Source organism: Halanaerobium saccharolyticum (assembly GCF_003259895.1).
GTDB classification, from domain to species: Bacteria; Bacillota; Halanaerobiia; order Halanaerobiales; family Halanaerobiaceae; genus Halanaerobium; species Halanaerobium saccharolyticum_A.
On the sequence record NZ_QLME01000012.1, the window covers coordinates 29,552 to 53,588 of the forward strand.

Sequence of the window (24,037 nt, forward strand, 5' to 3'; positions counted from 1 at the left end):
AAATTTGAAAAAAACAATTATTTTAATGTTAACTCTGTTTATGGTTTTGAGTATGGTTGCTGTTACAGCAGCTCAGGATGTAAAAATTGGATTTTTGGTAAAACAGCCAGAAGAATCTTGGTTCCAAGACGAATGGAACTTTGCTGAACAAGCTGCAGATGACTATGGTTTTGAACTAGTTAGAATTGGTGGTACAGATGGGGAGAAAGTTTTATCCGCCATTGATAATTTAGCTTCTCAGGGTGCTCAGGGATTTATTATTTGTACACCTGATGTTAAATTAGGTCCAGCAATCAAAGCCAAAGCAGATATGAATGGTTTAAAAGTTATGTCTGTTGATGATAGATTTGTTGGTTCAGATGGTGAAGTAATGGAAGAAGTTCCACATATGGGAATTTCAGCTTATAATATAGGACAATTAGTAGGAGAAACTTTAGTCGAGCAAATAGATCAAAGAGGCTGGAATCATGAAGAGGTTGGTTATTTAGTAATGACTTTTGATCAGCTTCCAACAATAACTGAAAGAACACAGGGTGCAACAGATGTTTTATTAGAAAATGGATTTCCTGAAGATCAGGTTTTTGAAAGTCCAATGCAGACTTTAGATACTGAAGGATCATTTAATGCAGCTAACTTTGCTTTAACAAAACATCCAGAATTCGAAAAATGGATAGTTGCTGGAGGTAATGATTCTTCTGTAATTGGAGCAGTTAGAGCACTTGAAGGTCAGGGCTTTGGTGCAGACAATGTTATTGGTATTGGAATTAATGGTTCTAGTTTTGTGATTAACGAATTTCAGAAAGAAGAAGACACTGGATTTTATGCTTCAGTTAAACTTAGTGCAAAAAGACATGGCTATGAAACTGCAGAGTTAATGTATAACTGGATAAAAAATGGAGAAGAACCTCCAAAAGTTACCTGGACAGCAGGTCAAATTATGACAAGAGAAAATTATAAAGAGCTAGAATAAATTGATTTACAATAGAGGGGATTTTTCCCCTCTATTACTCTAGATTATTTAGAGAGGAGATAAATCTATGAGTTATTATTTAGAATTCAAAAATATTACTAAAACCTTTCCCGGGGTAAAAGCACTTGATCAAATTTCTTTTGGAGTTAAAAGTGGTAGTATTCATGGCCTGGTTGGAGAAAATGGAGCTGGTAAATCAACCCTTCTACATACACTAAGTGGGGCTTTAGTTCCTAACCAGGGAGAAATATTGATTGATAATCAAAATATGAATTTTTCTAATACAAAAGATGCCTTAGATGCTGGGGTTGCAGTCATTTATCAGGAATTAAATTTGGTGCCTGATATGACAGTTGCAGAAAATTTAATGATCGGCAATTATCCAAATAAGAAAGGTTTTGTCGACCACAAAGAATTAAGAAAAAAAGCTGAGGCCCAGATTAAAATGCTGATGGAAGATTTTGATCCTAAAGTTAAGGTAAAAAAACTATCTATCGCTCAAAAACAGATGATAGAGATAGGTAAAGCTTTAATGCAGGATGCAAAAATTATTGCTTTTGATGAACCAACAAGTTCTCTATCTGATAGAGAAATAAAACATCTATTTGAAATAATAGAAAAGCTTAGAAATGACGGAAAAGCAATAATATATGTATCACATAGAATGGAAGAAATATTTGAAATTTGTGATACTTGTACTGTTTTTAGAGACGGAAAACATATAGAGACATTTAGAAAAATGGAAGAGGTTAATCACGATTTAATTGTTAAGAAAATGGTTGGAAGAGAATTAAATGATATTTATGGCTATGAAGAAAGAGATAAAGGGAAAGAAATATTTAGAGTTGAAAATATTAGGGGTAAAGGAGTTAAAAGAAATATTAATTTAACTGTCCAGGAGGGAGAAGTTGTTGGTATCTTTGGCTTAGTAGGAGCAGGTAGAACTGAACTCTTTAAACTGATCTATGGTTTAGAAAATATAGAAGCCGGAAAGATAGAAGTTAGGGGTCAGGAAGTTTCCTTAAACAGTCCCAAAGAATCTATAAGAAATAAAATTTGCTTACTACCTGAAGATCGAAAAGATGAGGGGATAATTGGAATTAGATCAGTTAGTGAAAATATAAATGTTAGCAGCCGCAGACATCATTTAAAATATAATTTCCTTTTAGACAAAAAAGCTGAGAAAGAAACAGCAGATAAGTTCATCAATGATTTAGACATAAAAACCCCCTCTAGAGAACAGCTGACAGAAAATCTGTCTGGTGGTAATCAGCAAAAGGTAATTTTATCTAGATGGTTAAGTGAAGATATTGATGTATTTTTAATGGATGAGCCGACTCGGGGAATTGATGTTGGGGCAAAATATGAAATTTATAAAATAATGTATAATTTAGCTTCAAAAGGTAAGGGGATTATATTTATTTCCAGTGATTTACCAGAGGTAATGGGAGTTTCCGATAGACTGGTTGTTATGAGATCTGGAGAAATAATTGGAATATTAGATCGAGAAGAATTTACAGAAGAAAAAATATTATCAATGGCATTACCAGTTTCTTAATTATGGATAGGAGGATATTATATCATGACAGATACTACAAAAAGTAAAATAAAATATTTATATACTAATTACAGCATAATTTTGATATTTTTAATTATGTTTGTTTTACTCTCAATTTTTGTTCCATATTTTTTCACCTGGCGTAATATGGTTGGGCTTGCTCTTTCAGTTGTAACAATTGGTTTAATTGCTAATACAATGATGTTTGCCTTAGCAAGTGGAGATTTTGATCTATCTGTAAGTTCAACAGTAGCTTTTTCAGGTATTACTGCAGCAGTGATAATCAATAATACCGGAAGTGTAGGGCTTGGGATTTTAGTTGGAGTTTTAGCTGGTGGTTTAGTTGGTCTGATTAATGGATTTTCAATTGCTAAATTAGGATTAAATGCTTTAATTACAACACTGGCAACTCAGATGATTTTTAGAGGAATGGCTTTTATATTTTCTAATGGTAGAGCAGTCGGTATTTCTCAGGCTGGATTTTTCACTCTTGGAAACAGTATGGTTTTTGGTATCCCGACACCAATTGTAATCATGGTAATCTTTTTTGCTTTGTTCGGTATTTTATTAAATAATACAGTTTTTGGGAAAAACACTTTAGCTATCGGTGGAAATACCAAAGCTGCTGAACTTGCTGGTATAAATGTTGATCTAACAAAAATTATTATCTTTACTGCTCAGGGATTTATGGCAGGTTTTGCCGGTGTAATATTAGCTTCAAGAATGACAAGTGGTCAGCCAAATGCAGCTCAAGGACTGGAGCTTGATGTAATTTCTGCCTGTGTTCTTGGTGGTGTTTCTTTAAATGGTGGTATAGCAACAATGAGTGGAGTAGTTGTTGGTGTTTTAATTATGGGAATGATTTCTAATGCATTGAATTTACTTAATGTAGCAACCTTTTATCAGTATGTTGTTAGAGGGTCAGTTTTATTAATTGCGATTTACTTAGATATCCTTAAACAGCGCAGTAAGTAGTCTATTTAAAGGAGTTATCAGATGGAATTTAAAGAATTTAAATTTAAAAATACAGCTGCAGTTAAAGTTGAAAATGAATATTTTTCAATTATAATTCTTCCAAAAATAGGATCAAAAATAGCTTCTATTTTTAGTAAGAAAAAAGACTTTGAATTTCTTTTCCAAAATAAAGCAGATAAATACCAAAAAGCAGAATTTGGAGCTGACTTTGCAGCTTATGATTGTTCCGGTTTTGATGACTGTTTCCCCAATATAGATGCTTCCAGGCTAAATTATAATGACAGAGAAATTATATATCCTGATCATGGAGAAATTTGGTCTGCTAAATTTGATTATAAAATAGCTGCAGGAAAAGTGGTTTTAAATTATTACAGTAGTTATTTAGATTATAATTATCAAAAAGAGATCTATTTAGAAAATAATAAATTAAAAATAGATTATAAAATTAAAAATGAATCTCAAAAAGAGCTGCCAGCAATCTGGGCAATGCACTGTTTAATAAAATATAGTCAGAATATGGAACTTCAATTTCCAGAAGGAGTAGAAAAAATTGAAAATGTAATGGACAGCAAATATTTGGGCGAAAAAGGTGAAGTTCATCAGTTTCCAGTTACAAAAGATAAATCTAATAATTCTTATCGTTTAGACAGGGTTAATAATAAAAAAGAAAAAAACTGTGAAAAATATTATGTTTTTGGTGAAATGAATGCTGGCAGCTGTTCAGTGTTTTATCCTGAAAAAAATATAGAATTTAAGATTAATTTTGACAGAGAAAAACTACCTTACCTTGGCTTCTGGCTGACAGAGGGAGGATTTAAAGGGGATTATAATTGTGCCTTTGAACCTGCAGACGGCTATTATGATTCAGTAAATAAAGCTATAAAAAATAATAAAATTAATATAATTAAAGCAGGAGATATTTATGAATTTTCTTTAGAGCTTGAATTAATAATTAATTCAAGCTCTAAAATGTAAATTACTTTCATCATAAAAATTTATTTTATAGATAACAAATTAACCTTTCTCAACTTTTCTATATTTGCTTGGAGCTAAACCCATGATTTTTTTAAAAATTCTAGAAAAATAATATTGATCATTATAATTTAATTTTTGCGATATTTCTTTAACTGTTAGCTGCGTGAGATCAAGCAGCTGACAGGCTTTTTTTATTTTTAAATGGATAAAAAAATCTATTGGTGAATAAGCAGTTTTTTCATTAAAAACATTGGTTAATTGACTTTTAGATAAATTATTCAGATCAGCAAGTTCCTGCAGGCTTAAATTTTTTTCAAGGTTCTGCTGCATATAATCAATAGTTTTCTCAACATAAGCACTCTGCTGATCAACTCTTATTTTAGCATTATCAGAAAAATAAATAACAGCAAGCAGATGTCCTAAGGTTTGCGATGCATAAATTAAGTTTTTTTGGGTAAAACCTCTATTAAAAGTCCCAAGTAAAATATTAAATAATTTTAAAATAAGTGGAAACTTATCAAGGTCTGGTGAAGTTATAATAATCTCCTCTGGTTTATCTTCAAAATAGCAGGCTGCATTTTCACCAGCAAAATGAAGCCAGTAAATATCCCAGCTGTTATCAGCTAAAGACCCATAGTTGTGGGGCAAATTAGCTGGAATAAATAAAATATCCCCTTTATTAATATTTTGCTGTCTTTTTTCAGTTTTAATAAAGCCCTTTCCAGCTTTACAGTAAATAAGTATATGAGTTTTGCTGCCCTCCTCTCTTTTTCGATAATGATATTTTGCATTGGGAAAAAAGCCAATGTCTGTAATATAAAGATTTTTAATCAGTGGATTGGTAGATAAATTCTCGATTATCTTTTTCGGAATCACAGTAATTATTTCATTTTTAAAGCCTTCCTGTTTTCTTTTATTCATCATAAATATATTATATTTCATTTTTCTTAATATTTCAAACAAAATACGAATATAGTGCATCTTTTTAAGAGTTAAGTCCATTGTCCCAGTAGTTAAATTTAGATAAAATTAGAATATAATAATTAATCAGAGGAGATGATCAAATTGTCTAAAAAATTTAGTGTTAAAGTGTGGGAGGAAATTGTAGAAATTGAAACATATCCTGTAGGAAATGCTGATAAAAATCCAATGTTTCTAGATAAAAGGGTTTATCAGGGGAGTTCAGGTAAAGTTTATCCTCTTCCAGTTACTGAAAAAATTTATGATAATAAAATCATGAAAGAATATAAGATGATTTATTTAGAAAATGATTATTTAAAAATAGAAATTCTACCTGAATTAGGTGGCAGAATCCAAAGGGCTTATGATAAAACAAATGGTTACGATTTTGTATACTATAATCCTGTGATTAAACCAGCTTTGGTTGGGCTTACAGGGCCCTGGATTGCAGGAGGGATTGAGTTCAACTGGCCCCAGCATCACCGACCTTCAACTTATAGTCCTGCAGAATATTCATATGAAACCAATGAGGATGGTAGTGCAGTTGTCTGGGTCAGTGAAATTGATAGGATGTATGGAACAAAAGGAATGGCGGGTTTTAAGCTCTACCCTGATAAGGCCTACTTGGAAATAATTGGCCAACTTTATAACAAAACTGAACTTCCACAGACATTTCTCTGGTGGGCAAACCCAGCTGTTGCTGTAAATGAAGATTACAAATCAATTTTTCCGCCTGATGTTAAGGCAGTTTTTGACCATGGTAAAAGAGATGTTTCAAAATTTCCAATTGCAACAGGAGAATATTATAAAGTAGATTATTCTGCTGGGGTAGATATTTCAAAATATAAAAACATTCCTGTGCCTACTTCTTACATGGCCTACCATTCTGACTATAATTTTGTCGGAGGTTATGATTACTCGGAAGAGGCTGGAATATTGCATGTAGCAAATCATCATATATCCCCCGGTAAAAAACAGTGGACCTGGGGAACCGGAGATTTTGGCCAGAGGTGGTATCAGAATTTAAGTGATTACAGTAGTGGTGAATACATTGAGCTTATGACAGGTGTTTATACAGATAATCAGCCTGATTTTACCTGGATTCAGCCTCACGAAGAAAAGACATTTAAACAGTATTTCTTACCTTATAAAGGTTTGGGCCAGGTCAAAAATGCAAGTAAAGATTTCTTGATTAATTTAGAATTTAAAAATGATAAAGCAGAGATTTCTATCTATGCAACTTCTAAATACAATGATGTGAAAGTTATTTTAAAAGAAGCTAATCAAATCATATTAAATGAAGCAGTTGATATAGATCCACTAGATATCTACAGCCAGAAGTTAAAGATAGATAAAAAATTGAATGAATCAAATTATACTTTAAAAGTATTAGATAGCTCTGGCTCTCTGTTATTATCATACTCACCTGCTGCAGAGAGTTTATTAAAGACACCTGATCCAGCAGAGGCTGCCGAAAAACCTGAAGCAGTACAAACAAATGAAGAACTATATTTAACAGCTCTTCATTTAGAGCAGTACAGACATGCTACCTATGATCCGGATCCATATTATCTAGAAGGATTAAAAAGAGATCCCGGTGATATTAGAATTAATAATGCTTATGGAAGATTATTAATGAGGAGAGGGAATTTTCCTGAAAGTGAAAAATATTTTAGAAGAGCTATTGAGAGGTTAACAGAAAAAAATCAGAACCCCTATGATATTGAAGCATATTATAATTTAGGTTTATCTCTAAAATACCAAGAACAATATGATCAGGCTTTTTCAGCTTTTCATAAAGCAATTTGGTCTGGTGAATTTCACGATCGAGGTTATTATGAACTTGCAGCTTTAGCTTATAGAAAAGGTGAAATTGTAGATGCTTTAGAATATATCGAAAAAGCTATAATAAAAAATTATCACAGCTCTAAATCCAGAAATTTAAAAACAGCTATTTTAAGAAAAATGAAGAAGTTCAAAAAAGCTGAAAATCTGGTAGAAGAAACTCTAAAAATTGATAAATTAGATTTTGCTGCTAGAAGTGAACTATATTTTATCAAAGAAAATATTGGTCAAAGTAAAACGGCAGCAGAATTAAAACAAAAAATGGTTGAAGTTTTAAGAAATGATCAGCATAACTTTTTAGAATTAGCTGTTGATTATGGTAATGCCTTTTTATATCAAGAAGCAGTAGACGTTTTAGAAATTTATTTATCAAATAATCAAGATGATGAGTTTGCAATATATCCGATGATTTATTATTATTTAGCTTATTATTATTTAAAAATGAAAAATGAAACTAAGGCTAAAAAATATTTCAGAAAAGCAGCTGCAGCAAATTCTGACTATTGTTTTCCAAATAAATTAACTTCAATAAATGTGCTGCAGTCAGCTATAAATAAAGATCCTCAAGATTCAAAAGCACCTTATTATCTCGGGAACTTATTATATGATAAAAAGCAGTATCAAAAAGCAGTTAAACTATGGGAAAAATCTACTGAAATCGATAGTTCATTTCCCACAGTACAGCGAAATCTCGCGCTGGCTTATTACAATAAATTATCAAATAAGGGAAAAAGCAAAAAACTTTTAGAAAGATCCTATAAGCTTAATCCAAAAGACAGCAGAGTTTTATTTGAACTAGATCAACTATATAAAAAATTAGGATATTCAAATCAAAAAAGAAAAGAATTTTTGGATGATAAATTTGAGATTGTTAAAGAAAGAGATGATCTCTATACAGAATATATCACCTTAGAAAATAATCTTGGTCATCATGAAGATGCATTAAAGCTATTGTCTGAACGTAATTTTCATCCCTGGGAAGGGGGAGAGGGTAAGGTTACTTCTCAATATAAGTTTGCTAACTTAGAACTTGCTAAAGAAAAAATAGAATCTGGTGAATATCAAAAAGCACTTGATTTAATTAATGCTGCCAGAACTTACCCCAAGAATTTAGGTGAAGGAAAACTTCCAATAGCAAAAGAAAATGATCTTGATTATTATACAGCTGCTGTCTATAGAGAACTTGGTCAGAATGATAAAGCAGAGAAATATTTCAAAAAAGCAGCGGCAGGTTCTGAAGATATGTCAGATACTCTTTATTATAATGATCAGCCTGCTCATATGATATTTTATCAGGGAGTTGCATTAAGAGAACTTGGAGAAAAAAAAGAGGCTAAGTCTAAGTTTAATGCACTATATGATTATGGAGAAAAACATTTCTTTGATGAAGTAGAAATTGATTATTTTGCAGTTTCATTACCTGATTTTCTTGTTTTTGATGCCGATTTAGAAGAAAAAAATAAAATTCACTGCAAATATTTAATGGGCTTATCATTAATAGCTAAAGGCAAAAACAAAGAAGCTGAAGCTTTATTTAACTACATTAAAAAAAGAGCTCCCTACCATCAGGGAATAAAAAGAAAATATTTATTAAACTAAAATTAAAAACTCCACAAAAATGTGGAGTTTTTTTTCGATTGGTCGGGATGATTTTCTCTGACTTCTAAAATAACTTCCTTAAGTTCTTGATTTAAAACACATCTTTTACTTCAGTCATTACTTTACTCATTATTTTACAATTAAAGTGCCATAAAACATTGATTAAAGTGATCTTGGTACTCTATTGAGAGTATCTGAGCGTCCGAGCTCCAAATCATTTTAATTAATTTTGTGGCTTTTTATTCTTGCTAATTTAAAGAGGGAGTGATTAATTTGATAGATAAAAGATTGAATTTTAAAAATAATTGATTAATTAAATAAATTATGTTATTATATTATTATGATAATTTAAATCGATTTAAATATTAATTTATGAAAGAGGTTTTGTTATGATTAGATTAAAAGATGTTGCAGAAAAAGCAAATGTCTCACCAGCGACTGCTTCTTTAGCTTTAAATGATAATGAACTTGTAAATGATAAGACTAAAGAACGGGTAAAACAGATAGCCAAGGAAATGAACTATATCCCGGATGCCAGAGCAAAGGCTTTAAAAACTAAAGAGACAAAGATAATTGGGCTTGTCATTCCAGAGATAGATAATCCATTTTTCTCCGAGATTGCCAAAGAGGTAAAAACTGTTGCAAAAAAAAATGGTTACAATATTATTTACTGTGGTGTGGAAAGCAAAGAAGACGAATTAGATTATATTACTCTTTTTAGAGGTATGCAGGTAGATGGTGCTATTTTTGCTTCTTCAGTTGGTGATTCCGACTCAAATCTAGATTTAATTAAAGAACTTGCTGATAATTTTATTCCGGTAGTTTTTATTGATCGTCTTTTAGATGCTGGCAGTAAAATTGATTCTGTCAATTCTGATCTAGAAAAAGCAGCTTCTATTGCAGCAGAACATCTGGTCAATTTAGGTCACAAAAAAATAGCTTTTGCTGGTAAGGAAAAGGAATTTAGAATGACCGGTTATATAGAAGTGTTAAAAAAATATAATATTAATTACGATAATAAATATTTATTTAAAAACATACTTTCATTTGAAGACGGGTATAAATTAGGGAAAAAAATTGCCTCGCAAAAGGATAGACCAACAGCTATTTTATCTCATAATGATGAAGTTGCTATCGGGTTGATTCAGTCCCTGGTCAGCTCGGGAATCAGTGTTCCCGGGGAACTATCAATTTGTGGTATTGATAATATTCGCTTATCTCATTTTTATAATCCAGCTTTAACTACTGTTGATATTCCTAATATAAAAATGGCCAGAAAAGCCATTCAGTTATTACTTAAAAAAATAAAAAATGAAAATAAGTCAAAAACAGAGCATATTCAGTTCGATGTTTCTTTAATTGAACGAGAAACAACTCAAAAACTCCTGTGATTTATTTAAATAGAAAATATATTTTAACTATAATTTAAATCGATTTAAATATATTTAATATTCATACTTTAAATCGATTTAAAGATAAATCTCTTTCCAAAATCTGTACAATAAAAGCAAAAGGGGGGATCTTTAAAGAAGGGTTAAATTTACTTAAAGCTTTATGATCAATCAAAATTATTAGGAGGAGAAAAATGAATAAAAAATTAACTGTATTATTTTTTATGGTTTTAATGGTGGCTGGATTTACTACAATGACTTTTGCCCAGGAAGAGACAACAATCACAGTCTGGTGCTGGGATCCTAACTTTAATATTTATGCAATGGAAGAGGCAGCAGCTATTTATGGGGATCTTAATCCCGATGTAAATATCGACATTAAAGAAGTAGCCTGGGAAGATCTTCAAACTCAGCTAAGTACTTCTTTAAGTGCAAATCAGACAGACAATTTACCTGATATTATTTTAATGCAGGATACTGCTCTGGCAAAGAATGTAAATAGTTTTCCCAATGCTTTCTATGATTTATCAGATAGTGGTATAGAATTTGATAACTTTGCTAACTTTAAAGTTGAATTAACTAAAGTAGATGGCAAAAATTATGCAGTACCTTTTGATAACGGAGCAGCAATTAATGCGATGAGAGTTGATGTTTTAGAAGAAGCAGGTTATACTATTGAAGATTTTACAGATATCAGCTGGGAAGAGTTTATCGAAAAAGGTGCCGATGTTAAAGAGAAAACTGGAAAACCATTACTTTCCGCTATCGCAGGACAATCTGACTTACTGATGATTATGATGCAGAGTACAGGCAACTGGTTCTTTGATCAGAATGGTGAGCCAAATATCGCTGATAATGAGCCTTTAAAAGAAATCATTCGAGTTTATCAGGAACTATTAGAAAAAGAAATTCTAGTTCAAATTAATGACTGGAATCAGTATATTAGTACTTTTCAGAGTGGTACAGTTGCTGGAACTATGAATGGAGCCTGGATTATCGGTTCTATTGTTCCTGTAGAAGAACAGGCTGGCGACTGGAGAATTACTAATCTTCCAAGACTTGCAAATATTGAAGGATCATCTAATTACAGTAATCAGGGTGGTTCTAGCTGGATGGTAATGGCTAACTCTGAAAAGCCAGAAGTTGCTGCAGATTTCTTAGATAAGACTTTTGGCGGCAGCAAAGAATTATATGAGATAATACTTCCTTCCTCTGGAGCTATAGCTACCTATTTACCTGCAGGTGACAGTGAAGTATATAATATGCCGCATCCATTCTTTGGCGACCAGAAGATTTATACAGAAATAATTGATTATGCTGCTAATGTACCAGAAGTAGACTACGGAATTTACAATTATGAAGCAAGAGATACTATCAGCACTGCAATTACTCAAATAATGTCCGGACAGGATATTCAGAGTGCTCTTGATGAAGCACAGTCTACTCTAGAATTTCAGATGTGGTAAAAATTAATTAGAATATCTGAGGGGGAGGTTTTCCTTCCCCTCAGGTAATTAAAGGAGGTCAGTATGTTTAATTCAACTATCGAAAAACTTAAAGCTTTTAAACGCGGATATTCAGTAAATAGAAAACATAAAATGATTGGCTGGTTTTTTGTCATCCCAGGAGCTTTGCTGATTTTTTCATTTTATTTTTATCCAATTATTAGAGCTTTTCTGCTTTCTATGCAGGGAGGAGTTGGTAATAACTTAAGATTTGCAGGAGCTGCCAATTATCAGAGATTATTTGCAGATACTCTTTTTAAAAAATCACTATTTAATGTATTTGTTTATTTAATTTTACAGGTTCCAATCATGCTAACTCTGGCTTTGATTTTAGCAGGAATCTTAAATGATAAAACTTTAAAATTCAGATCTTTTTTCAGAACAGCAATTTTTGTTCCCTGTGCAACCTCACTTGTCTCATATGCAATTATTTTTCGTTCTATGTTTGCACTGGATGGTTTTGTTAATACAGTTTTAATGAATCTGAATCTGATGGCTGAACCTATAAACTGGCTTGGTGGTCCCTGGACTGCAAGATTATTAATTGTGATTGGGCTGACCTGGCGCTGGACCGGTTATAATATGATATTTTATCTGGCAGGTTTACAGAATATTGATCCTGCAATTTACGAAGCTGCAAAAATTGATGGGGCCAGTGCTTTTGATCGTTTGACTAAAATTACAATCCCGATGCTAAAACCAATTATTCTGCTGACAACAATTATGTCTACTAATGGTACCTTACAGATTTTTGATGAAACTAAGAATTTAACCAATGGTGGACCGGCTAATTCAACTCTTTCGGTGTCCCAGTATATTTATCGATTATCATTTGAGTATGTACCCCGATTTGGTTATGCAGCAGCAGTTGCATTTGTAGTATTTATCATAGTAGCTATTTTATCCTTTTTCCAGATGAAAGTTGGTGATGAAAGATGAATAAGCAAAAATTATTTAGAGCCAGCAAGTATGGTTTTTTAATTCTAATCTCTTTTTGCTCTTTGTTTCCATTATTCTGGATGTTTGTTGCCGCGACCAATACAAGTGTTGATGTGCTTGGAGGTACTTTAATTCCTGGATTTAATTTAAAAGAAAACTTTAATGTTTTAACCTCAAATACAAATTTTTATCGAGCAATGTGGAACTCATTTAAATATGCAGCAGTAACTACCCTGGCCAGTTTGTTGGTTTCATCTTTAGCTGGTTATGGTTTTGAAATTTATCATGACCGGGGCAAAGACATGCTAATGAAAATTTTACTACTATCGCTGATGGTACCTTTTGCGGTGATTATGGTTCCACTATATATGTTTTTTGGTAATTTAGGTCTTTTAAATACAACTGCAGGTTTTGCGCTGCCTACTGTTTCTACAGCCTTTTTGATTTTCCTCTTCAGACAGAGCAGCCGCAATTTTCCCCATGAAGTTATTGAAGCTTCAAGGCTGGATGGATTGACTGAAATTGGAATTTTCTTTAGAATGTTTATTCCCATAATGCGTTCTACCTATGCAGCTGCAGCAGTAATTACTTTTATGAATGCCTGGAATAATTATTTATGGCCTTTAATAATTATGCAGAAAGACAGTGCCAAGACAATGCCGCTTTTAATTTCAAATTTAACGGCTGGTTATACAACAGATTATGGTGTTTTAATGCTGGCGGTTGGAATTAGTATTTTACCAACTCTAGTTTTATTTTTGGCTCTGCAGAAAAACTTTGCCGAAGGGGTTACTGGATCAGCAAAATAATGATAAACTAATTTATACTATAATATTTACACAAATCATTAAAATTTCGAGCTAATAATTATTGATATTTTTAAGGAAGAAAGGAAGAAGAGAATGCAAAAATATGATTTATTCAATGGTAAAGTTAACAATATGCTGCATGGAGCAGATTATAATCCGGACCAGTGGCTGCACCGACCTGATATTTTAGAAAAAGATATAGAATTGATGAAAAAAGCAAACTGCAATGTGATGAGTCTGGGGATTTTTTCCTGGTCCACCCTTGAGCCAAAGGAGGGTGATTTTCAATTTGAATGGCTTGATCAGATAATTGATAATTTATATCAAAATGGAATAAGTGTAATTCTGGCTACTCCCAGTGGAGCCAGACCGGACTGGCTGGCGGCAAAATATCCAGAAGTTTTGAGAGTTAATGCTGACCGCAGCCATAACCTATTTGGTGAAAGACATAATCACTGTTATACATCTCCAGTTTATAGAGAAAAGATTAAAATTATTAATAGAAAATTAGCAGAAAGATATGGTGAACACCCGGCAGTAATTATGTGGCATGTTTCCAATGAATACGGAGGAGACTGTCATTGTGAACTCTGTCAGCAGGATTTTAGAAAATGGCTGCAGAATAAATATGGCAGTCTGGAAAATTTAAATCGATCCTGGTGGAGTTCTTTTTGGAGCCATACTTACACTAACTGGGAAAATATTGAATCACCTGCACCTCAGGGAATGCAGTCGGTTCACGGGCTAGCCCTGGACTGGAAGCGTTTTTCTTCAGATCAGACAATAGAATTTTATAAAAATGAGATTGAACCTTTAAGAGAAATAACTCCTCAAATTCCGATTACTACAAATTTTATGTATAAATACATAGGTCTCAATTACTGGAAATTTGCTCAGGAAGTAGATGTTGTTTCCTGGGATAGTTATCCCAGCTGGCACAGTGATTATGAAACCGATATTGATAGAGCAGTTGATACTGCTTTTATGCATGATATGTTTAGATCTCTTAAAGATGGTAAGCCTTTTTTATTGATGGAAAGTACCCCCAGTAAAACTAACTGGCAGCCGGTTGCAAAATTAAAGCGGCCCGGGATGCACAAACTTTCCTCGCTGCAGGCAGTGGCTCACGGTTCTGATTCTGTTCAGTATTTTCAGTGGCGGAAAAGTAGAGGGGGAGTGGAAAAGTTTCACGGCTCTGTAGTGGGTCATGCTGGTCATGAAAACACAAGGGTTTTTAAAGATGTAGCTGCTCTTGGTGCTGAACTGCAAAAACTTAATTCAATTACTGGAACCACTGTCAAAGCTGAAGTTGCAGTAGTCTTTGATCAGGAAAACCGGTGGGCAATTAATGAAGCTTCTGGTCCACGGCAGGAGAAGAAAGATTATTTAAAGACCTGTCTTAGTCATTACAAAAATTTCTGGCAGCAGGGAGTTTCAGTTGATATTATCAATCAGGAAAAAGATTTCTCTCAGTATAAATTGGTAATTGCTCCTATGCTCTATCTTCTAAAAGAGAATACTGCAGCCAGATTAAAAAAATTCGTAAAAAATGGAGGAACCGTGGTTTCTACTTACTGGACAGGAATAGTTAACGAAAATGATCTCTGTTTTTTAGGTGGATTTCCGGGTCCTTTAAGAGATTTATTTGGTATCTGGTCAGAGGAATTAGATGCCCTCTATGATCAGGACAGCAATCAGATAGTGATTAAGAATAATACAGGCTTAAAAGCTGGTCAAGAATATGAAGCTAAGATATTCTGTGACTTAATTCAACTTGAGGGAGCAGAAGCACTGGCTGAATATAAAAGTGATTTTTATGCCGGTCAACCTGCTTTAACTGTTAATAATTATGGAAAGGGAAAAGCTTACTATATCGCTTCCCGTAATGAAGATGATTTTTTAAAGGATTTTTATTATAATTTAATCATCAAACTTAATTTAACAAAAATCATTTTGGCTCAGCTACCTGAAGGAGTAACAGCCCAAAAAAGATCTGATGCAAATAATGATTATATTTTTCTGATGAATTTTAGTGAAGATGAGAAGAAAATAGAACTAAGAGAAGAATTATCGGAGATTATTGATGAAAATGTTATTAAAGATAATATTATTTTAAAAAAATATGAAGTTAAAATATTTAAAAAAAAAATTCTTTGACTTAAGAGACTCCTTTTAATATAATGTAGTTAGAATTATCAAACAATTTTAAAAGGAGGTATCATTATGGCGGATTTAGCAAACAGAGTTGATGAAAATGTTGAAGGGGAATATTATGTAGATACTCAGTGTATAGCCTGTGGAGTTTGTGTTAGTGAGGCTCCTGATAATTTTGAGATGGAGGCGGAGTATGCTTATGTTTATAAGCAGCCGGAAGATGAAGCAGAAAGAGAAGCTTGTGAGAGTGCGCTGGAAGCCTGTCCTGTAGATGCAATTGGAAACGACGGTTAAATTTGTCTAACACTTATAGTTGTTTTTTCTAAACTAAATATTAATTTATCTGGAAACGGGCGGGAGCTGTTGAGCTCCCGTTTTTTTTTGTGCTCCGTAAATTATTCTGATCGTAGGTGAAAGTCCTATCTATGTTGTGGCATGTATCATGTAGAAGTTAACAGTGACAGGGTTTTCACTGCTCACTACTTACTAGATTGTCCTAGAGGACTAAAATATACAGCTGTGGTAACACAGTGACGAAGACTTATTTCTTGAGATGGGGCAACGACTGACGGAAAGCTGTATACGGGAGAACCGTACGTGCAGTTTGACGAGGGGTCCCAGCTGAAAAGCTGGTCCTACTCTATAATCAGTTTGCTGAATTATTGATTATTTATCTTTAATTTATTGTAATTTAAAATTTAATTAGGTATAATAGTTCCAGTATTACCTTAATCTTATGGAAATATTATAAAAAATTAGGAGGAAAATTTGTGAGAAAAATCCCATTAGTTTTAAGACTGTTGATTGGTATTATCTCGGGTATAATAATTGGATTATTTTTTCCAGAAAGTATTGCTAGATTACTATATACTTTTACCCATATTTTTGGTAAATTTCTAAATTACATAGTTCCTTTAGTTATTTTAGCATTCATAATACCAGGAATTGCTGATTTAGGGGATAAAGCCGGGAGATTATTAGCAACAACTGTTTTGGCCGCCTACGTCTCTACTGTAGTGGCAGGAACAGCAGCTTATTTAGTAGCGAGCAGAATTGTTCCTACTATTGTACAGGCGGCAGATGTTGCCAACCCGGAAGAAGGTGGTTTGGAAGCTTTTTTAAGTCTTGAAATTTCTCCCTTATTAGGAATTATGGCTGCCTTAGTAACAGCCTTTATTTTTGGATTGGGAATAAATTATTTACTTAGAAATACAGGTGATAACAAGTTATATCAATTAACAAATGAATTCAGAGACATTATTGTTTTAGTAATTGAAAAAGTAATTATTCCATTTTTACCATTACATATTGCCGGTGTTTTTGCCAATATGGCTTTTAGTGGAAGAGCCTTTGAGACTCTCAGGGTTTTCAGTCAGGTTTTTGCTCTTATTATTTTAATGCATTTATTTTATTTGCTTATTCAGTACTATATAGCTGGGACAGTGGCCGGTAAGAGTCCACTTAAAAGTTTAAAAAATATGATTCCAGCCTATACCACAGCAATTGGAACTATGTCTAGTGCAGCAACTATTCCGGTTACTTTAAAAAGTGCCAAGAAAAATAAAATCAACGAAGATATTGCAGATTTTGTAATTCCTTTGGGAGCTACTGTTCATCTGGCAGGGAGTACTATTACTATAACAACCTGTGCAGTTGCAGTTGCTTTAATCCAGGGAATACCACTGGAATTTGGAGTCTTTTTTCATTTTATTGCTTTACTTGGGGTGACAATGGTAGCGGCTCCTGGAGTTCCAGGTGGTGCAGTGATGGCAGCCTTAGGTCTTTTGAGTAGTATTTTAGGATTTGGAGAAGGTGCAACCGCTTTAATGATTGGTCTTTATTTAGCTCAGGATAGTTTTGGTACTGCCTGTAATGTAACAGGAGATGGAGCTATTGCAATGTTTATTGATGGAATAAGAGAAAAATTTGCAGATACTGCCGAAAACATATAATGATTATAGATTATAGAAGAAATTAGATTATTAAACAAGAGATCAAGATTAGTATTATAGTTAGATAAAACTAATTTGAAGATGGGATTCAGAGTTTGAAAATTAAAGATATTAAGGCTTATTTTCCTTATGATAAACAGATAAAAAGACGGAATCTGTTCTATCATAAGGATATTTTTTTGTTTTAACCGAAAAAATATTTCATAATTATTATAAATACTTGAAATGATATTTCAAAAATGTTAAACTCTTATTAAGAAATGAAAGAATATTTCGAATGGAGGCTAAAATATGAATAATGATTTAGACAAATTGGTTACAGAATCTGTTAATGAAAAGTCCAGAAACATTGATAGAGTAAGTACAGAAAAAATGATAGAAATTATTAACAAGGAAGACAAAAAAGTAGCATTGGCTGTAGAAAAAGAAAAGTATAAGATAGCTGAAGCTGTTGATTTAATTACTACAGCGTTAAAAAATGGTGGAAGATTAATCTACATGGGAGCAGGAACAAGTGGTAGGTTGGGGATTTTAGATGCTTCTGAATGCCCTCCAACTTATGGTGTTAGCAGTGATTTAGTACAGGGCTTAATTGCCGGTGGAGAAAAAGCAATTAGAAATTCGATAGAAAATGCAGAAGATAGTAAGGAAGAAGCCGCAGCACATCTTCAGGATATTAATTTTACTAAGAATGACTTTTTAGTCGGTATAGCTGCAAGTGGAAGTACTCCTTATGTAATAGGGGGATTGGAATACGCCAAATCAAAGGGAGCAAAAACAGCAGCGTTGAGCTGTAATCCTGATTCTAAAATTGCTGAAGTTGCTGATGTTTCTATAGCACCGGTTGTTGGTCCTGAAGTTGTAACAGGATCTACCAGGATGAAAGCAGGTACTGCTCAAAAAATGGTATTAAATATGTTAAGTACAGCCACAATGATCAAGCTGGGAAAAGTTTATAAGAATTATATGGTTGATCTACAGGTTAAAAATAATAAATTAGCTGAAAGAGCTAAAAATATGATCATGGAAGTAAGTGAGGTGAGTTATAAAAAGGCAGAAAAATACCTTAAGAAAACAGATTATAATGTTAAACTTGCAATTATGATGCTTAATTCTGGTCTGGAGAAACGGGAGGCTGAACAGGAATTAGAAAAATATGAAGGCCGTTTAGCCGATGCGATTGAAAATAATAGGTAATTATATATATTTTGATTACAATATGTTTAAAAAATTAGAATAAGAAAACAGGAGGGGTACAATGAATAATCAAGATTTGGTTAAGAAAATTGTACAAAAATTAGGTGGGAAAGAAAACATACTTGCAGCTTCAAATTGTATGACAAGATTGAGAGTTGATCTTAAGGATGACTCTATAGTTAATATTAAAGATTTAAAGGCTGTAGAAGGTGTTATGGGAGTTGTTGAAGATGAGACTCTGCAGATAGTTGTTGGCCCAGGAAAAGCAAAAAAATGTCTTGATATTCTAAAAAGCGATTATAATATTTCATCTGATTTAGAAGTTGGAGATGACTGGGAGAAAAATAAAGCAGCTGTTAAGAGTGGACAAAAGCAGAGTAAATTGAAAAGAGGTTTGAAGACAATCGGTAAAATTTTCATACCACTTATTCCAGCTATTATTGCAGCCGGTATTTTTAATGGATTTGCCGGTTTAATTACCAATCTTCAAAATACAGGTAGTCTACCAACAACTGATTTTTGGAATTTCACCCAACTTCTTTTATCTCTACTTGGAGGTTCATTCCTTGGCTATTTAGCAATTTTTACAGGGATCAATGCTGCCAAACAGTTTGGAGCAACTGAGGGCTTAGGTGGTATGTTAGGTGCCTTAACAATAATGAGTCAGATAACCGAAATTTCTCAGATTTTTGGAATGTATGATGCAGAAGTGCCTTTAAACTCAATTTTGACAACAGGTAAAGGTGGAATAATCGGTGTTATTATTGGTGTTTATATCCTTTCAATAATTGAAAAGAAAATCAGAAAATCAATTCCAGATGTTTTAGATTTAATAGTTACTCCGGTAGTAACAATGCTGATTATGGCCCTGGGAATGATCTTTGTGATCATGCCGCTGTCAGGTGTGCTTTCTGACTGGTTAGTAGGAGCTTTAACTCTGCTTGTAGCTTCAGAAAATCCAATTATTAGCGTAATTTCCGGTTATGTCCTGGCAGCTGTGTTTTTACCAATGGTATTACTCGGTTTGCATCATGGATTAATTCCATTATATGCTATTCAGCTGGAAAATATGGGCGGAGTTTCCTTATTCCCAGTTTTAGCGATGGCAGGAGCAGGCCAGGTAGGGGCTGCAATTGCTATTTATCTTAAAGCTAAAAAGACTAATAATATGAAGTTGAAACAAATTATTTCCGGTGCCCTGCCAGCAGGGATTCTGGGTATAGGTGAGCCTTTAATTTATGGTGTTACCTTACCATTAGGCAAGCCCTTTATAACAGCTGGATTGGGAGCAGGTTTTGGTGGAGCTTTTGTCATGCTGCAGAATGTAATGGCAGGTGCCTGGGGCCCTTCTGGTATAACAGCTATTCCTCTAATGCAGCCTGGATCAATGCTTAGTTATTTTATAGGACTTGTTATTGCCTATATTGGTGGATTTGTTGTTACTCATTTCTTTATTAAGGACGAAGAAGTTGCCCAATTACAGTAGAAATAAATTATGGCTCCCATATTCAATTTTTGGGAGCCTTTAAATTTATAATAACTTAAAAAGGAGCAAAAAAATGTTAGGAATATCAGTTTACGCAGGTCTGGATTTAAGTTTAGAAGAAAACATTAAATATTTAGAAGAAGCTAAGCAGCTGGGAATTGAAAATGTATTTTTATCACTACATATACCTGAGGTGAATAATAATTTTCTGACTGAAGTTAAAGAGCTGCTTTTAACTATTAATCGACTTAATTTAAATTTAACAGCAGATATTTCAAAAAAATATTTTGAAAACATTAATTTAAATAAATTTAACTTTGATGCTTTAAGACTGGATTTCGGTTTTAATACTCAAGAAATTTCTGAACTTAGTCAGAATAAAGATTATAAAATCAACCTTAATGCCAGTACTTTGACAGAGTCTGATTTAAAATCTATAATTTTCCATGGTGGCAATTTAGATAATTTTGAAGCCTCTCATAATTATTATCCACGCGAAGAAACAGGGTTATCTAAAGAATTATTGCTTAAAAAAAATAATGTTTTGAAGAAATATGGTATAGAAGTGGCAGCCTTTGTACCGGCCAAATATAAAAAGAGACCTCCTATTAAAGCTGGACTTCCAACCCTGGAAAAACATAGATTTTTAACACCGCAGACAGCAGCTCAAGATTTATTAAAGTTAGGAATTGATAAAGTTTATATAGGAGACAGCAGAGCCTCGACAGATGAATTAGAAGATTTTACTGCAGTGAATAAAGATATAACTATTATACCTGTTAAAGTTTTTGAGAGTATAAGTCAAGAAGAAAAAAGATTGTTAAACTTAGTTCATAAAAATCGTCAGGATCCTGGAGAATATATTATTAGGTCTGAAACCGCAAGAAAAAGCAAAAAAAATAAAATAATTCCAAATAATAATATAAAAAGATTTAAACATGCTGTGACGATTGATAATTGTAATTATCAAAGATATGAAGGAGATCTGCAGATCTTAAAAAAAGGATATCCTGCAGATAAAAGAATAAATGTAGTTGCTGATGCAGGAGATTCGGCAGTGCTTATTGAAAAAATAAAAGAAGGAGATAAATTTAAATTTAAAATTAAAGGTGAGTAATAATGAAAGTTATATTAAAAATAAAAGCTATGTTTAAAGATTTTACAGCAACAGAAAAAAAGATTGCTGATTATATTTTAAATAATAAAGAAGAGGTTAGTCAATTATCAGTTAAAGAGCTTGCTCAGTCTGCAGACAGCAGTCCAGCTTCAGTTGTTAGATTTTCTAAGAAGATTGGCTATCAGGGCTTTCAGGACTTTAAAATCTCTTTGATTAAAGACTTGCAGGAAGTTGAAAATGAAGAAAAGGTAAAAGTTTATGAAGATATAGCGGTAGACGACGAAATCGAAGATATAATGGAAAAACTTGCGCATGACAATGTAAAGGTTATAAATAATACAATTAACTTATTATCTGTTAGAGAATTAAAAAAAGCAGTTAAGGCAATTGAAACTGCAGAAAATATTTATATTTTTGGGATTGGTGCTTCTGGTCTTGTTGCAAAAGATTTAGAGTATAAATTAATGCGAATTAAGAAAACAGTTATCAATTATGCAGATACGCATGCCCAATTAGCTTCAGCGGCTAATATAGAAAGTACAGACCTAGCAATAGCGATTTCCTATAGCGGAGAGAGTTTAGAAGTATATGAAGCTTTAAAAACAGCAAAAGAAAGAGGTGCTGAAACTATTTCTATCACAAAATACGGCGAAAATCCTTTGAATAAAATTGCTAATATTAAGCTTCAGGTGGCAGGCAGTGAGAAAAATATGCGTCTGGGGGCTATCACTTCCAGAATAGCACAGTTAACTGCGGTAGATATTTTATTTGTGGCTTTTGCTAAAAATGATTTTAGCAAAATAAGTACTTACTTAAAAAACACTCGTGAAAGTGTAGAGCAATTTAAAATAATTTAATAGAGGAAAGGTACAATAAATGAAAAAAAATATAAGTTTAGTTTTATTAATTTTTATTATATTATCTTTCTCGTTTATAGCAAAAGCAAATAATTTTCAGCAAAAATTTAATTTTTATAAATTTTTGGACTCTGGAGGTGAATATTTAATGGAATATAAGTTAGAAAATATGTCCTTAGAAGAAAAAGTGGGTCAGTTATTTCAGATTGGCTTTTCGACTTCAGCAGTTAGTGATCAGGTGAGAGATATGATAGAAAATTATCATGTTGGTGGAGTGATATATTTCAGCAGGAACATAGAAAATCCTGCCCAGACTGCAGAGCTATCAAATAAACTGCAGCAGCTGGCTGTAAATTCAGGATCTGAAATTCCTTTGTTTATTTCTGCCGATCAGGAAGGTGGAACAGTTACCAGATTAAATGGTGCAACTCATTTTCCAGGGAATATGGCCCTGGGAGCAGCCAATGATCAGAATTTAACTGAGGATGTGGCTAAATTTACTGCAGTAGAACTTAGAAATTTAGGTATAAATGTTAATCTGGCTCCAGTACTTGATGTTAACAATAATCCTGAAAACCCGGTAATTGGAGTTCGTTCATTTGGGGAAGATCCTGAGCTAGTAGCAGAATTAGGAGCAGCCTACATAAAAGGTCTGCAGTCAAAAGGAGTTATTGCTACCGCTAAACATTTTCCGGGACATGGAGATACAGATACAGATTCCCACCTTGATTTGCCAATTATAAAACATCAGCGTTCAAGATTGGATAGAGTAGAATTATATCCATTTAAAAAGGCAATTGAGGCTGGAGTAGACAGTATAATGACTGCTCATGTATATTTTCCGGCTATCGAAAATAACCAGGGTATCCCTGCTACACTTTCAAAATCGGTATTAACCGGTCTATTAAGAAATGAGCTAAACTTTGAGGGCTTAATAATTACTGATTGTATGGAAATGGATGCAATAGTTAAAACATTTGGTACAGTAGAAGGAGCAGTCAAAACAATTGAAGCAGGTAGTGATACAGTTTTAGTTTCACACAGCTATCAGCGGCAAAAAAATGCAATTGAGGCTGTAATAGAGGCTGTAAAATCGGGTAGGATTAGCGAAAAAAGAATTGATGCTTCTGTAAAAAGAATATTAACACTTAAAGGGAAAATAATTAACCTGGAGCAGATTGATCAAGCCAATCCGGATCAAATTGATTTTAAAAAACACCAGAAGACAGCTCAGAAGCTTGCAGAAAAAGCACTGACTTTAGTCAAGGATGAAGGTGTTTTTCCTATAAAGAATATTGAGCAAAAGAAGGTCAGTGTAATTGATTTTAAGATGGAAAGAGTTTCTCTGACAGAAGATGAAGGCAAAAAAAGCAATCTATTTGTTGACTATTTGAGTCAGGAAATTAACAAATTTGAGTATATTAGACTGCAGAATATGACTTTAAGCACAGCAGCAAAACAAAAGTTGGAGGACAGTGATTTAATTATTGTTTGTACCTATAATGCCACTGCAAATAGATATCAAGCAGAACTGGCAGAAAAATTGGCTGAAAACAATAAAGTTCTAGTACTTGCACTTCGTAATCCGTATGACTATCAATTTATAGAGAAAACTCAAGCTTTTATAACAACTTACGATCACAGCCCGGCCAATCAGAGAGCAGCTGCGGATTTTATTTTAGGAAAAATAGAGGCTGAAGGAAAACTGCCAGTTAATTTTAATTGAATCTTTTCTTGACAGAATTACT

General features: G+C 33.1%; 18 protein-coding genes. 17 read left to right on the forward strand and 1 reads right to left on the reverse strand.

The features are described 5' to 3' along the window. Nucleotides 1–4 precede the first annotated feature (4 nt). The 4 genes from C7958_RS08950 (at nucleotide 5) to C7958_RS08965 (ending at nucleotide 4,478) form a co-directional block, all read left to right on the forward strand. A complete protein-coding gene (locus C7958_RS08950; RefSeq protein WP_208320746.1) occupies nucleotides 5–970 on the forward strand; it encodes an arabinose ABC transporter substrate-binding protein in 966 nt (321 codons plus the stop codon). Nucleotides 971–1,037: 67 nt separating this feature from the next. Then, nucleotides 1,038–2,528, forward strand: a complete 1,491-nt coding sequence (gene araG, locus C7958_RS08955) for an L-arabinose ABC transporter ATP-binding protein AraG (protein ID WP_111572340.1) — start codon at nucleotides 1,038–1,040, stop codon at nucleotides 2,526–2,528. Nucleotides 2,529–2,552: 24 nt separating this feature from the next. Beyond that, nucleotides 2,553–3,503 carry an L-arabinose ABC transporter permease AraH gene (gene araH / locus C7958_RS08960; RefSeq protein WP_111572341.1) on the forward strand — a complete coding sequence of 317 codons (951 nt, stop codon included), beginning with the start codon at nucleotides 2,553–2,555 and terminating at the stop codon, nucleotides 3,501–3,503. Nucleotides 3,504–3,524: 21 nt separating this feature from the next. Next, nucleotides 3,525–4,478 (forward strand): DUF5107 domain-containing protein, encoded by a 954-nt coding sequence (locus tag C7958_RS08965; protein WP_111572342.1) that lies wholly within the window; start codon nucleotides 3,525–3,527, stop codon nucleotides 4,476–4,478. A gap of 39 nt (nucleotides 4,479–4,517) precedes the next feature. Here the strand turns inward: C7958_RS08965 and C7958_RS08970 are convergent, their stop codons facing one another. Then, nucleotides 4,518–5,420, reverse strand: coding sequence for a helix-turn-helix domain-containing protein (locus C7958_RS08970; RefSeq protein WP_166668500.1), 903 nt, complete (start codon nucleotides 5,418–5,420; stop codon nucleotides 4,518–4,520). 123 nt (nucleotides 5,421–5,543) lie between these two features. Here C7958_RS08970 and C7958_RS08975 point away from each other — a divergent pair, with 123 nt between their 5' ends. From C7958_RS08975 to nagZ, 13 genes are all read left to right on the forward strand, one after another. Further along, entirely contained in the window at nucleotides 5,544–8,882 is a 3,339-nt protein-coding gene (locus tag C7958_RS08975; RefSeq protein WP_111572344.1) for a DUF5107 domain-containing protein, read from the forward strand. A 389-nt stretch (nucleotides 8,883–9,271) separates the two neighbouring features. Then, nucleotides 9,272–10,273 (forward strand): LacI family DNA-binding transcriptional regulator, encoded by a 1,002-nt coding sequence (locus C7958_RS08980; protein ID WP_111572345.1) that lies wholly within the window; start codon nucleotides 9,272–9,274, stop codon nucleotides 10,271–10,273. Between the two features lie 194 nt (nucleotides 10,274–10,467). Further along, nucleotides 10,468–11,739: an ABC transporter substrate-binding protein gene (locus C7958_RS08985; RefSeq protein WP_111572346.1), complete on the forward strand. Its 1,272-nt coding sequence runs from the start codon at nucleotides 10,468–10,470 to the stop codon at nucleotides 11,737–11,739. 63 nt (nucleotides 11,740–11,802) lie between these two features. Further along, nucleotides 11,803–12,717: a carbohydrate ABC transporter permease gene (locus C7958_RS08990; protein WP_111572347.1), complete on the forward strand. Its 915-nt coding sequence runs from the start codon at nucleotides 11,803–11,805 to the stop codon at nucleotides 12,715–12,717. Continuing rightward, complete coding sequence (locus tag C7958_RS08995) at nucleotides 12,714–13,526, forward strand: carbohydrate ABC transporter permease (RefSeq protein ID WP_111572348.1); 813 nt, start codon at nucleotides 12,714–12,716, stop codon at nucleotides 13,524–13,526. Before C7958_RS08990 ends, C7958_RS08995 begins: the two co-directional genes overlap by 4 nt. Before the next feature lie 93 nt (nucleotides 13,527–13,619). Continuing rightward, a complete protein-coding gene (locus tag C7958_RS09000) occupies nucleotides 13,620–15,683 on the forward strand; it encodes a beta-galactosidase (RefSeq protein WP_111572349.1) in 2,064 nt (687 codons plus the stop codon). A 66-nt stretch (nucleotides 15,684–15,749) separates the two neighbouring features. Beyond that, a complete protein-coding gene (locus C7958_RS09005; RefSeq protein ID WP_111572350.1) occupies nucleotides 15,750–15,974 on the forward strand; it encodes a ferredoxin in 225 nt (74 codons plus the stop codon). A gap of 476 nt (nucleotides 15,975–16,450) precedes the next feature. Beyond that, the gene (locus tag C7958_RS09010; RefSeq protein WP_111572351.1) at nucleotides 16,451–17,632 is read left to right on the forward strand and encodes a dicarboxylate/amino acid:cation symporter; all 1,182 of its coding nucleotides are present in this window, start codon (nucleotides 16,451–16,453) and stop codon (nucleotides 17,630–17,632) included. A 291-nt stretch (nucleotides 17,633–17,923) separates the two neighbouring features. Further along, nucleotides 17,924–18,829, forward strand: coding sequence for an N-acetylmuramic acid 6-phosphate etherase (gene murQ, locus C7958_RS09015; RefSeq protein WP_111572352.1), 906 nt, complete (start codon nucleotides 17,924–17,926; stop codon nucleotides 18,827–18,829). Nucleotides 18,830–18,890: 61 nt separating this feature from the next. Then, complete coding sequence (locus C7958_RS09020; RefSeq protein WP_111572353.1) at nucleotides 18,891–20,315, forward strand: PTS transporter subunit EIIC; 1,425 nt, start codon at nucleotides 18,891–18,893, stop codon at nucleotides 20,313–20,315. A gap of 73 nt (nucleotides 20,316–20,388) precedes the next feature. Beyond that, the gene (locus C7958_RS09025) at nucleotides 20,389–21,432 is read left to right on the forward strand and encodes a MupG family TIM beta-alpha barrel fold protein (RefSeq protein WP_111572354.1); all 1,044 of its coding nucleotides are present in this window, start codon (nucleotides 20,389–20,391) and stop codon (nucleotides 21,430–21,432) included. Between the two features lie 2 nt (nucleotides 21,433–21,434). Further along, nucleotides 21,435–22,289, forward strand: coding sequence for a MurR/RpiR family transcriptional regulator (locus C7958_RS09030; RefSeq protein ID WP_111572355.1), 855 nt, complete (start codon nucleotides 21,435–21,437; stop codon nucleotides 22,287–22,289). 148 nt (nucleotides 22,290–22,437) lie between these two features. Further along, nucleotides 22,438–24,015, forward strand: coding sequence for a beta-N-acetylhexosaminidase (gene nagZ, locus C7958_RS09035; protein ID WP_166668501.1), 1,578 nt, complete (start codon nucleotides 22,438–22,440; stop codon nucleotides 24,013–24,015). Nucleotides 24,016–24,037 lie beyond the last annotated feature (22 nt).